This window comes from Buttiauxella sp., from assembly GCF_035271705.1.
Taxonomy (GTDB): Bacteria; Pseudomonadota; Gammaproteobacteria; order Enterobacterales; family Enterobacteriaceae; genus Buttiauxella.
In genome coordinates this window covers 1-11,395 of sequence record NZ_DATERI010000172.1, presented here as the reverse complement: position 1 = coordinate 11,395, position 11,395 = coordinate 1, and the positions used below count along the sequence as shown (strand labels likewise).

Below are 11,395 nucleotides of genomic sequence, written 5' to 3'. Positions count from 1 at the left end.
CCGAAGACGACCACCAGCAATATCTGCATAAAAATCCGTACGGATATTGCGGCATTGGGGGTATTGGCGTCTGTTTGCCGCCACAGAATTAATATGTTCTCTAACAAGCGGATGGCTTTCATGGCTGTCCGTTTTGCGCTTTTTTCTCCTTACTCCTTAAGAAAAACTTAAGACTGCATGAGAATGAGCACTCGTAAAATTAATCCTTCCAGCGATAAAATTGAAATATGCCCCATAACAGTGCAATCACGGTTTTTTTTATTTTTTGAGTACCCATACTGAGTTCTCATAATCTATTCAAGTACCAAAAATAAAATGCGTTTTCATATATCAAAAGTACAGTAATACACTCATAAAAAAACAAATAGTTGACCTATCGTTGTATTGGTATTAGGGGGAGTAATAATGAAGCGATAACCCTTCCTGAGTTACACACTAGTCATATTCACATACCGGGCTCATTCTATTTGTGCATCCGCACAACTCGCCCCTCCAGTACTGAACCCAACGGATTGTCTATAGACAGTGTAAATCAGTCCCATTCGATAGTACGCACCGAAAGTCGCCATCTTCATTCTGGAATCATGCCTCTATACACAGACTTAAGTACCGAGTCCAAAAATGAGCTCCTTTATCTATAGTTAATTTATTTTAACCGTTGATTTAAATACACTCTATTTTGATTAATTGCGTTTTCATCCCTAATTCGGACCATTCAGTCCGATTCGCTCAACATACATACAATAGATGGCATGGACATCTGAACAAAAAAATAAACCCGAATAAGTCCATTAAAACAGCAGGTTTATTTATACATACAGGTGGCGCGGGTATTATTTAAGTGATACTTTTAATGTGCTCGGTAAGTTTATAGGATTATTCACTTAACCGATTAATAATAATTATACAAAGAAATGGATATCAATGGATGAATCAGACATACATGGCAGTACCGATCTTTTCTGTTAGAGGAGTGTTATTAGGGGTCGAACTCAAGACCCATTTTGAAAAAGAAGGCTGTAGGGTCATCGTCGCAGAAAAGGTATTAAGTTATGAGGAACGTTTAACAGAGCTCAAATACCAGCTCGCTGCGATAAAGCGTCAATCTGAATGGTTTATAAGTCATGGCCTGTACTGTGTACTTCCTGTAGCAGCAGATGTTGCAGAAGAACTGTCATTGAAGAATGCAGTACTTGAACATCCATTTCTCAGGTTGATGGTCAGTACGGCATACAACACTGACCTGATAGGCGAAGATTTTTGGCTCGATGGACTGGGTTCCTATCACAGTACTGCATTACCTCTCACAACAGGAAAGTTTGAAGCGCTAAGACTTCAGCCATCATTCGTGGAAGAGACTATAAATAGTGAGTTTTTCCCAACCATAATGAAAGTCATCCGTAAGTACTGCGACAGGATAATTGTCATCATACGAGACAAAGAACATCTTTCAGTACTCGAAGAGGCGGGAGTATGGGCAGTACAGAGAGAGCACCAGGCCGTTGTATTTGATGAATGCTCAAGGTTGATAAGCTTTAGCTCGATAAACAGTTTTATGAATGATGCACGCTTAGAAGATATCGATAACTGTAAAATTATCTAATTCCCTACAGGTGAGCATAGGATGTGAGTGATTAACATCCACAGTTTGTCAGTTACAGGGGCGAAGAACGGTATACAGGGTCATGAGCGTTCCCATCAAGCTCAGTACACAGCACTTGGGCACAGAAAGTGAGTAGTCGGCAGCCAGTAGCAGCCTCCCCCCCCCTTACGCTATACTACCCGTTGAAATTGCTGGCCCAACCTCCACGGACTGGCAGTCAAAACGCAGTAACCCATGGATTTTCAACTACCCTTCCGAGGCTCTGGCTCCAAGCCGGATAAACTATGTTAAACAGTATTTTACTAATACTTCTTCTTATATCCGTCAGTGCGTTCTTCTCTATTTCGGAGATCTCGCTGGCAGCATCGCGCAAAATCAAACTCAAGCTGCTGGCTGATGAGGGCAACTTGAACGCACAACGCGTACTGAAAATGCAGGAAAGTCCTGGCATGTTCTTTACCGTCGTGCAGATTGGCCTGAACGCGGTTGCGATTCTCGGCGGTATCGTCGGCGACGCAGCGTTCTCCCCAGCTTTTAAAGCCCTTCTGGAGCGTTTCTTCTCCCCAGAAATGGCTGACCAACTGAGCTTTATCATCTCCTTCACTGTGGTTACCAGCCTGTTTATTCTGTTTGCAGACCTTACGCCGAAACGCATCGGTATGATTTCGCCTGAATCTGTTGCTTTGCGAATCATCAACCCGATGCGCTTCTGTCTGTTTATCTTCCGTCCATTGGTGTGGTTCTTTAACGGCCTGGCAAACGTCATTTTCCGTATTTTCAAACTGCCGATGGTACGCAATGACGACATTACCTCTGATGATGTGTATGCCGTTTTTGAAGCGGGTGCGCTAGCAGGTGTGTTGCGTAAGCAAGAACACGAGCTTATCGAGAACGTGTTTGAGCTGGAATCGCGTACCGTGCCGTCGTCCATGACGTCGCGTGAAAACATCATTTGGTTTGATTTGCATACCGACGAGCAGAGTCTGAAGAATAAAATCGCCGAGCATCCTCACTCCAAGTTCCTGGTGTGTAATGGCGATATCGACCATATCGTTGGCTACGTTGATTCAAAAGAGCTGCTGAACCGCGTATTGGGCAACCAGAGCCTCGCGCTCAACAGTGGCGTGCATCTGCGTAATACGCTGATTGTGCCGGATACATTGACGCTGTCCGAAGCGCTGGAAAGCTTCAAAGCGGCCGGTGAAGACTTTGCGGTTATCATGAACGAGTACGCGCTGGTGGTGGGTATCATTACGCTCAACGATGTGATGACAACCCTGATGGGCGATCTGGTGGGTCAGGGCCTGGAGGAGCAGATTGTTGCTCGTGATGAAAATTCTTGGCTGGTTGAAGGCGGCACACCGATTGATGACGTTATGCGCGTGCTGGATATCGATGAGTTCCCGCAGTCTGGCAACTACGAAACCATTGGCGGCTTCATGATGTTTATGCTGCGCAAAATCCCGAAGCGTACTGACTCGGTTAAGTTTTCTGGCTATAAATTCGAGGTGGTGGATATTGATAACTACCGCATCGACCAGTTGCTGGTCACGCGCATTGATAATAAGCCAACGCCATTAACGCCAAAGCTTCCGGATGCTGAAGAGCAGAACGCAGCTTAATCGACCAGAAGCGGTGGATGACGCTCGCGCCTGTCCTCTCGATAAAACCCTCTGAAACACTAACGGCACCCTCGGGTGCCGTTTTACGTACTTCGATGTCATACCCTAAATAATTCGAGTTACAGGCAGGCGGCAAAGTCCACGAATCTCCAGGGGCATAATCCATTATGTGACTGGAGTGAGAGGGCGAGCCAACACACCTGCGGCTTGAAGTATGACGGGTATTTACGCCATGTCCGCCTGCATACGAATCACCTGGCGATTGACTTCAGACATAACAGATAGATGCTGCTTATCTTTCACTTTTGGGATAAGAATTTTACCCTTATCGAATTCAAAAGCGCCAACGTCCTTGATGTACAACCGTCCACGGAATAGGATTTTCACGTACTTTGCCACCTGAAGCGGGTTGTACTTTTGGAAGATTTTCATTCTTTTTCTCTCCTGCGGTGTTAACGCCCCTGCGGTTCCACATTTGGTCCGACAAAGCGAGGCGAAAAATTTGGTGCCTGGAAACTATAGTCCATATACAAACCGGCACCTAGTTTGCACAATCTTATTTACGCTTTTATTACAATTTCTCAGAATATTCTTTTCAATTGTATACAAAATCCAGTTTAACCCTTCAAACGATTGGGAGATGTGCGGTCACACGCAAACTGGCACTGTTGTTGCGGGACAGAAAGCTATTCAGCACATATGCTTAAAACATCACAACTGAGTGGTCGGATCACCTGCAATTTTTTAGCCAATAATAAGATAAGGAGTCACCATGTCCCTACGCACAACACTTGCGCTTGCATTGCTTCTGTTACCCCTTGCAGCATCGGCGCATAGCTTTGAGAAAAATCAGCGAGTCTCACCGATTGGCATTACCGATAAAGGTGAGTTGATGCTCGATAATGATAAGTTTAGCTATAAAAGCTGGAACAGTGCGCAGCTGGTGGGAAAAGTCCGCGTAATCCAACATATTGCTGGCCGCACCAGTGCGAAAGAGAAAAATGCTGGGGTAATTGAAGCGATTAAAGCGGCTAAATTCCCGCATGACCGCTATCAAACCACCACGATTGTCAACACCGATGACGCGATTGTCGGCACCGGGATGTTCGTTCGCAGTAACCTCGAAAGCAATAAAACCCAGTACCCGTGGTCGCAATTTATCGTCGACAGCAACGGCGTTGCGCAAAAATCCTGGCAGCTCGAAACAGGCAGTTCAGCGATTGTGGTGCTGGATAAACAGGGGCATGTTCAGTTTGCGAAAGATGGCGCGTTGACGCAGGAAGAGGTGCAGCAGGTGATTAGCCTGCTGCGAGAATTGCTTAGTAAATAGTTGCCAGTGATAGTTGCTTAGTAAATAGAGACCCGGAAACCCGGGTTTAAGAATGACTCGCGCGGGGTATAGTCGAGAGACTTACCCTGCCAGTCATGAACGTGTGCGCCTGCTGCTGCCGCAACAGCGTGGCCTGCGGCGGTGTCCCAGATATTGGTTGGCCCAAAGCGCGGATAAAGCTGCGCCTGCCCTTCGGCCACCAGACAAAACTTCAGTGATGAACCAATAGATGTCGTCTGGTGTTCACCTAACTGATGAAGATACTCTTTCAGTTCATCATCGCTGTGGGAACGGCTGATAACCACCAACGGCGGACGAGCATCGCGCACATGGATTTGGTTACGCGCGCCATTTTCTTCTTTCCAGGCTTTGCCTTCTGCCGCGCTATACATCACGTTCAGTACGGGCGCATACACCACGCCCAGCACCGCTTTACCGTTTTCGATAAGCGCGATATTGACGGTGAACTCCCCGTTACGCTTCAGGAACTCTTTGGTGCCATCCAGTGGATCCACTAACCAATAACGCTGCCAGTGCTGGCGCGTTTCCCAAGTCTGCGGATCCTCTTCTGAAAGCACGGGGATCTCTGGCGTGAGCGTTTGCAGCCCTTTCAGGATAATGGTGTGAGCCGCAATATCGGCCGCCGTCACGGGCGAGTCATCCAGTTTTTGCGTCGCCTCCAGCGGTTTTACCCCTTGGTAAACATCCATAATGGCGGCTCCCGCCTCCCGGGCCAGCTGGCAAATTTTTTCTAACATTCTCCACCTCATGTTGTGTCACGCGAATAACCTGTTGTTTTACTTATATCTCATCACGTCTCGTTGCGCTAACTGTGAAGCCATTCCGGTTTAACGCCGCCAGTTTCTGGCAGACTTCACATTTTTGTAAGCAACAACATTTATATTCATTATCTTATGTGGCGAATCTCTAAAAAGGACCTTTATCATGATCAAGTTTAGCGCAACGATTGTTGCCATGCTGGTTGCTTCCAGTGTTCATGCAGCAACCGTTGACCTGCGAATCCTGGAAACCACCGATCTCCATAGCAATATGATGGATTTCGATTATTACAAAGACACTCCAACGGAAAAATTCGGACTCGTGCGCACGGCGAGTTTAATCAATGCCGCTCGTGGTGAGACAGTAAACAGCGTACTGGTGGATAACGGAGACCTGATTCAGGGTAGCCCGCTTGGCGATTACATGGCGGCAAAAGGCCTGAAAAAAGGGGATATTCACCCGGTTTATAAGGCGCTCAATTCGCTGGATTATGCGGTGGGCAGTCTCGGTAACCACGAATTTAACTATGGCCTCGATTACTTACAGATGGCGTTATCAGGGGCAAAATTCCCTTACGTGAATGCCAACGTTGTTGATGCCAAAACCAATAAGCCGCTGTTCACGCCTTACGTCATCAAAGAAACCCGGGTAAAAGATAAAGACGGTAAAGAGCAGACGCTACGCATCGGGTATATCGGTTTTGTGCCTCCACAGATTATGACGTGGGATAAAACCAATCTGGAAGGTAAGGTTACCGTCAAAGATATTACTGAAACCGCCCGCCAATACGTGCCTGAAATGCGTAAGCAAGGCGCTGATTTAGTGGTCGTTATCGCCCACTCGGGTTTATCCAGCGACCCTTATCACGTGATGGCAGAAAACTCGGTTTATTATCTCAGTACCGTTCCGGGGGTTGATACCATTCTGTTTGGCCACGCTCACGCCGTTTTCCCTGGCAAAGATTTTGCCAGTATCCAGGGTGTCGATATTAAGAAAGGGACGCTAAACGGTATTCCTGCGGTAATGCCGGGTATGTGGGGCGACCATCTGGGTGTTGTCGATTTGGTGTTGAACAACGATAGCGGCGCATGGAAAGTCACCAGTAGCAAAGCCGAAGCGCGCCCAATCTATGACAGCGTAGCGAAGAAAGCACTGGTGCCAGAAGATGCAAAACTGGTTGAAGTGTTGAAGCACGATCACGACGCGACACGCGAGTTCGTCAGTAAGCCAATCGGTAAATCTTCCGACAATATGTACAGCTACCTGGCGCTGGTACAGGACGATCCGACCGTGCAGGTGGTGAACAATGCCCAAACCAATTACGTGGAAAAATACATTCAAGGTGACCCGGATCTGGCGAATCTGCCCGTGTTGTCTGCTGCGGCACCGTTTAAAGTCGGTGGCCGTAAGAACGACCCTGCCAGTTACGTTGAAGTGGAAAAAGGCCAGTTAACCTTCAGGAATGCCGCAGATTTATATCTGTATCCCAACACGCTGGTGGTGGTGAAAGCCAGTGGGAAAGAGGTCAAAGAGTGGCTGGAATGTTCTGCCGCACAGTTTAATCAGATTGATGTGAACAGCAGCAAACCGCAGTCGCTGATTAACTGGGACGGTTTCCGCACCTATAACTTTGATGTTATCGACGGCGTGGATTACCAGATTGATGTGTCACAACCGGCACGTTACGACGGCGAATGCCAGACCGTGAACCCGAAGGCCGAGCGTATCAAAGGACTGACGTTTAAAGGCAAGCCAATCGACCCGAACGCGACCTTCCTGGTGGCGACCAATAATTATCGTGCTTACGGCGGCAAGTTTGCCGGTACGGGCGATAGCCATATTGCGTTCGCCTCCCCGGATGAAAACCGCTCGGTGCTGGCTAACTGGATTACCGCGAGCAAAGAGATCCACCCTGCTGCTGATAATAACTGGCGACTCGCACCAATCCACAGCAAGCAGCCGTTAGATATCCGCTTTGAAACCTCACCTGCTGAAAAAGCGGCGGCGTTTATCAAAAACAAAGCCCAGTATCCGATGAAAAATGTCGGCAACGATGAAATCGGGTTTGCTCTCTATCAGTTGGATTTGAGTCAATAACGTCAGATAACGCTGCGCTTATCCGACCTACAAAATCATGCACTTGTAGGGTGGATAAGCGCAAGCGTCATCCACCAGCAAGTATTAGCGTTCTGCGCGGGACGCCATCACTCTTGGCAAATTCCCCTCAATCCAATCGGCGAGTTCAGCCACCTTTTCCGCCACCTCACCACCCAACGGCGTCAGGCTGTATTCCACATGGGGTGGAACCACTGGGTATGATTTCCGGTTTACAAAACCATCGGCCTCAAGCCATTGCAGCGTTTGTGCGAGCATCTTTTCACTCACACCCCCCATCTTACGGCGCAAGTCACTGAAACGATGCGTGCCGTCCTGTAATGCCACCAGAATTAATACGCCCCAGCGGCTGGTCACGTGCTTTAACACATCCCGAGACGGGCACTGTTCAGCGAATAAATTACCGTTACGTAATTGCTCGGTTAGCGAAGGTGCGAGGGTTTCAGTTTCACTCATTTCATACTTACCTTTTTGTGCGTACTTACTAAAAGTTAGTGCTGGTGATAGTGTGACACAACTTAACCAGAACCCCCACAGGAGAATGAATATGATCGCTATTACCGGAGCTTCCGGCCAACTGGGCCAACTCGTTATTGAAGACTTACTGAAAACGGTTGCCGCTGAGCAACTGGTCGCCATTGTGCGTAACCCGACGAAAGTCAGTCAGTTTTCTGAGCGTGGCGTTCAGGTTCGTGCTGCCAGTTATGAAGATAAAACGGCATTGGTGCAGGCGCTGGACGGTGTTGAAAAGCTGCTGTTGATATCCTCAAGCGAAGTGGGTCAACGAGCAGTTCAGCATCGCAACGTGATTGAAGCCGCAAAAGAAGCTGGCGTGAAACTGATTGCTTACACCAGCCTGCTACATGCAGATTCTTCGCCGCTGGCTCTGGCAGACGAGCACGTCGCGACCGAAAAAATGCTGCAACAATCAGGCATTCCATTTGTACTGTTGCGCAATGGTTGGTACACCGAAAACTATCTCGCCAGCATACCGCCTGCACTGCAACACGGCGTGTTTATTGGAAGTGCTGGGGACGGGAAAATTGCATCGGCAACCCGTGCTGATTACGCGGCGGCAGCGGCCAAAGTCATCACGCTGGAAAACCAGGCGGGCAAGGTTTATGAACTGGCGGGCGACAATGGCTGGACGCTGGCTGAACTGACTGCGAAATTGACGAAACAAAGCGGGACAACCGTGGCGTATCAGAATCTGCCAGAAGCTGATTTTAAAGCCGCGTTGCTGGGTGCTGGTCTCCCGGAAGGGCTCGCGGAACTGCTGGCAAACTCAGATATTGGCGCGTCAAAAGGTGGCCTGTTCGATGACAGCCGCCAACTCAGCCAACTGATTGGCCGCCCAACGACCTCGCTTGAAGAAAGCCTACACGCTGCGCTGTAATTGTTAACTTTCCGTTAAACCAGGACATCCCTATACTCTGTGGATGTCCTTACGGAGGTTAGCTTGCAAGGTGTTCCCGAGCAGTTCCACGATAAGAAAGACAGCGCCCAATTTCGGCATTTGCCGCAGTTGCCTGGCGTTGAACTTTATCATGCTCATATTTCGCGTTACGCCTTCGAACCTCACACCCACGAAGCGTTTGGCATTGGGACGGTGACATGGGGTGCTGAGCGCTTTCGTTATCGCGGCGTCCAGCATGTCGCCGCCACAGACTCTTTGGTATTAATGAATCCCGACGAACTCCACACCGGGGAGGCGGCAACCGAAGACGGCTGGCAGTACCGCATGATTTACCTCGAACCGGAAATTCTCGAGGCTGTGACGGGCTCTCGCAATTGGTCGTTTAGTGACGTAGTCCATCACGATCCGCTACGCGCGGGGCGCATTGCACAACTGATTAATAGGTTATGGAGCGAAGCTGATTCGCTGGCTCAACAAGGCCTGCTGTTAAACCTCATCGAAACGTTCCAACCTTACGCGTGTCGTTTGCCTTCAGGCCCGCAAGGATCGGCGCATCGTTTTGAACCCATTCGGGACTATCTGCACGATAACTATATGCACCCGGTGACGCTCGACGAGCTTGCCGCCGTAGTTTCGCTGAGCCCATATCATTTTCAGCGTATGTTCAAAGCACATTTCCACGTTACGCCACATCAGATGCTGATGGCTATCCGTCTGTGGCGTGCAAAACAGTTTCTCACCAGCGGCATGCCTGCAGCACACGTCGCTGCCGCCAGCGGATTAACCGACCAGGCCCACCTTACACGCGCCTTTTCTCAGCGTTATGGCATCACGCCCGTGCGTTACCAAAAACAGGTCATCGGATAAAAATACTCTGAATAATTCGAGTTTCAGCAAGGCGGCAAGGGAGTTCATCCCCTGGAGCTTACTTGAGTAAGTGACTGGGGTGAAGGAGTGCAGCTAACGCCGCTGCGGCTTGAAGAATGAAGAGTAAAACCGCAAGTTGGTACAATATTTTTAATCTCACCACACCTACACTCTACGCAAAGAGTTAAGTGGAAGAACAAGAACATGTTAACTGGAGTGCTGTACGCCCTGCTCGCGGGATTGATGTGGGGGCTGATATTCGTTGGGCCGCTGATTGTTCCTGACTATCCCGCCGCGATGCAGTCGACCGGACGCTACCTGGCGTTGGGGTTGATTGCGCTGCCTTTGGCCTGGTTTGGACGCCAGCGCCTGCGCCAGTTGTGTCGCAAGGATTGGCTCACCGCACTCAAGCTCTCCACCGTCGGCAATCTCATTTATTACGTGTGCCTTGCCAGTGCCATTCAGCGCACCGGAGCCCCGATTTCCACCATGATTATCGGCACGCTGCCGGTCGTCATTCCGGTATTTGCCAACCTGCTTTACAGCAAACGCGATGGGAAACTCCCCTGGCAACGGCTGGCACCTGCGCTGATGATTATCGCGCTCGGGCTGGTGATGGTGAATACCGCCGAATTACGTACCGGCGAGCTGAATTTTAGTTGGGGGCGCTATATTAGCGGCATCGGGTTGGCGTTTATTTCCGTCGCTTGCTGGGCATGGTATGCACTGCGTAATGCTCGTTGGTTGCGGGAAAATCCGGATAAAAACCCGCTAATGTGGGCGACGGCGCAAGGGCTGGTCATATTGCCATTCTCATTCATCGGATACCTCGCAGTTTGCCTGTGGATGTCACACACCAACAGCGACTTTGCCCTGCCCTTTGGGCCGCGTCCGGTGGTCTTTTTGACGCTTATGTTAGCCATTGCACTATTTTGCTCCTGGCTGGGTGCGTTGTGCTGGAACATTGCCAGCCAACGTTTACCGACGGTTATTGTCGGCCCGTTAATCGTCTTCGAAACCCTGGCGGGGCTGGCTTATACCTTTATGTTGCGCCATAGCTGGCCACCGTTGCTGACGTTGTTAGGCATCGTTTGTTTAGTTGCGGGTGTAGTGATGGCGGTACTGACAAAACCGCAGAAAAGCACGCTCGCTGAAGTGGTGGTTACAACGGATAAATAGCACCTTACCTCGAAATAGTCATAGCGCCGCTTTAAAGATGCATTTAATATACATCTTATATTATCGACAACGAGGTATCTGCTCATGGCTTTCCGCGACCAACCTTTAGGTGAACTGGCTTTAACCATCCCGCGCGCTTCTGCGCTGTTCCGTAAATTGGATCTCGATTTCTGCTGCGGCGGAAAGCAAACACTTGAGCGTGCAGCGACGCGTAAAGAGTTGGATCTGGCGGCAATCGAAGCTGAACTTGCAGCTCTGGCTGAGGAGCCAATCGAGAAGGAGTGGCGCACTGCACCGCTGCCTGAAATCATTGACCATATCATCGTGCGTTATCACGACCGCCACCGCGAACAATTACCAGAGCTGATTCTTCAGGCGACAAAAGTTGAGCGCGTACATGCAGATAAGCCGAATGTGCCGAAAGGTCTGGCGAAATATCTCACTATGCTGCACCAGGAATTGAGCAGCCATATGATGAAAGA

11 protein-coding genes and 1 pseudogene are annotated in these 11,395 nt (G+C 49.3%); 9 read left to right on the top strand and 3 right to left on the bottom strand.

Going from position 1 to position 11,395, the window contains the following annotated elements; all coding sequences use genetic code 11:
• The 3 genes and pseudogenes from VJY99_RS15805 to VJY99_RS15795 all read left to right on the top strand — a co-directional run.
• Window positions 1-92, top strand: a pseudogene (locus tag VJY99_RS15805) (peptide-methionine (S)-S-oxide reductase); the annotation flags it as partial.
• 836 nt (window positions 93-928) lie between these two features.
• Window positions 929-1,603: a hypothetical protein gene (locus VJY99_RS15800; RefSeq protein WP_324120135.1), complete on the top strand. Its 675-nt coding sequence runs from the start codon at window positions 929-931 to the stop codon at window positions 1,601-1,603.
• 284 nt (window positions 1,604-1,887) lie between these two features.
• Complete coding sequence (locus tag VJY99_RS15795; protein WP_324120133.1) at window positions 1,888-3,225, top strand: hemolysin family protein; 1,338 nt, start codon at window positions 1,888-1,890, stop codon at window positions 3,223-3,225.
• A 225-nt stretch (window positions 3,226-3,450) separates the two neighbouring features.
• Here the strand turns inward: VJY99_RS15795 and VJY99_RS15790 are convergent, their stop codons facing one another.
• Window positions 3,451-3,657 (bottom strand): DUF1107 domain-containing protein, encoded by a 207-nt coding sequence (locus VJY99_RS15790; protein WP_324120131.1) that lies wholly within the window; start codon window positions 3,655-3,657, stop codon window positions 3,451-3,453.
• Window positions 3,658-3,997: 340 nt separating this feature from the next.
• Here VJY99_RS15790 and VJY99_RS15785 point away from each other — a divergent pair, with 340 nt between their 5' ends.
• A complete protein-coding gene (locus tag VJY99_RS15785; protein ID WP_324120129.1) occupies window positions 3,998-4,555 on the top strand; it encodes a YtfJ family protein in 558 nt (185 codons plus the stop codon).
• Between the two features lie 17 nt (window positions 4,556-4,572).
• Here the strand turns inward: VJY99_RS15785 and cysQ are convergent, their stop codons facing one another.
• A complete protein-coding gene (cysQ, locus tag VJY99_RS15780; RefSeq protein WP_324120126.1) occupies window positions 4,573-5,313 on the bottom strand; it encodes a 3'(2'),5'-bisphosphate nucleotidase CysQ in 741 nt (246 codons plus the stop codon).
• Window positions 5,314-5,500: 187 nt separating this feature from the next.
• Here cysQ and VJY99_RS15775 point away from each other — a divergent pair, with 187 nt between their 5' ends.
• Window positions 5,501-7,432, top strand: a complete 1,932-nt coding sequence (locus tag VJY99_RS15775) for a bifunctional 2',3'-cyclic-nucleotide 2'-phosphodiesterase/3'-nucleotidase (RefSeq protein ID WP_324120124.1) — start codon at window positions 5,501-5,503, stop codon at window positions 7,430-7,432.
• A gap of 84 nt (window positions 7,433-7,516) precedes the next feature.
• Here VJY99_RS15775 and VJY99_RS15770 read toward each other — a convergent pair whose 3' ends face one another.
• Window positions 7,517-7,906: a helix-turn-helix domain-containing protein gene (locus VJY99_RS15770; protein WP_324120122.1), complete on the bottom strand. Its 390-nt coding sequence runs from the start codon at window positions 7,904-7,906 to the stop codon at window positions 7,517-7,519.
• A 91-nt stretch (window positions 7,907-7,997) separates the two neighbouring features.
• Between VJY99_RS15770 and VJY99_RS15765 the strand changes: the two genes are divergently transcribed.
• The 4 genes from VJY99_RS15765 to VJY99_RS15750 all read left to right on the top strand — a co-directional run.
• Entirely contained in the window at window positions 7,998-8,846 is an 849-nt protein-coding gene (locus VJY99_RS15765; protein WP_324120121.1) for an SDR family oxidoreductase, read from the top strand.
• 63 nt (window positions 8,847-8,909) lie between these two features.
• Window positions 8,910-9,734, top strand: a complete 825-nt coding sequence (locus VJY99_RS15760; protein ID WP_324120119.1) for an AraC family transcriptional regulator — start codon at window positions 8,910-8,912, stop codon at window positions 9,732-9,734.
• Window positions 9,735-9,938: 204 nt separating this feature from the next.
• Window positions 9,939-10,913 (top strand): DMT family transporter, encoded by a 975-nt coding sequence (locus tag VJY99_RS15755; RefSeq protein ID WP_324120116.1) that lies wholly within the window; start codon window positions 9,939-9,941, stop codon window positions 10,911-10,913.
• A gap of 84 nt (window positions 10,914-10,997) precedes the next feature.
• A partial coding sequence (locus VJY99_RS15750; protein ID WP_324120114.1) for a DUF542 domain-containing protein occupies window positions 10,998-11,395 on the top strand: 398 nt, incomplete at its 3' end.

Coding starts and splice junctions, on each gene's coding strand:
- VJY99_RS15770 (WP_324120122.1), bottom strand. CDS start 7,906: ATGAGTGAAACTGAAACCCTCGCACCTTCGCTAACCGAGCAATTACGT.
- VJY99_RS15790 (WP_324120131.1), bottom strand. CDS start 3,657: ATGAAAATCTTCCAAAAGTACAACCCGCTTCAGGTGGCAAAGTACGTG.
- VJY99_RS15755 (WP_324120116.1), top strand. CDS start 9,939: ATGTTAACTGGAGTGCTGTACGCCCTGCTCGCGGGATTGATGTGGGGG.
- VJY99_RS15775 (WP_324120124.1), top strand. CDS start 5,501: ATGATCAAGTTTAGCGCAACGATTGTTGCCATGCTGGTTGCTTCCAGT.
- cysQ (WP_324120126.1), bottom strand. CDS start 5,313: ATGTTAGAAAAAATTTGCCAGCTGGCCCGGGAGGCGGGAGCCGCCATT.
- VJY99_RS15800 (WP_324120135.1), top strand. CDS start 929: ATGAATCAGACATACATGGCAGTACCGATCTTTTCTGTTAGAGGAGTG.
- VJY99_RS15765 (WP_324120121.1), top strand. CDS start 7,998: ATGATCGCTATTACCGGAGCTTCCGGCCAACTGGGCCAACTCGTTATT.
- VJY99_RS15795 (WP_324120133.1), top strand. CDS start 1,888: ATGTTAAACAGTATTTTACTAATACTTCTTCTTATATCCGTCAGTGCG.
- VJY99_RS15785 (WP_324120129.1), top strand. CDS start 3,998: ATGTCCCTACGCACAACACTTGCGCTTGCATTGCTTCTGTTACCCCTT.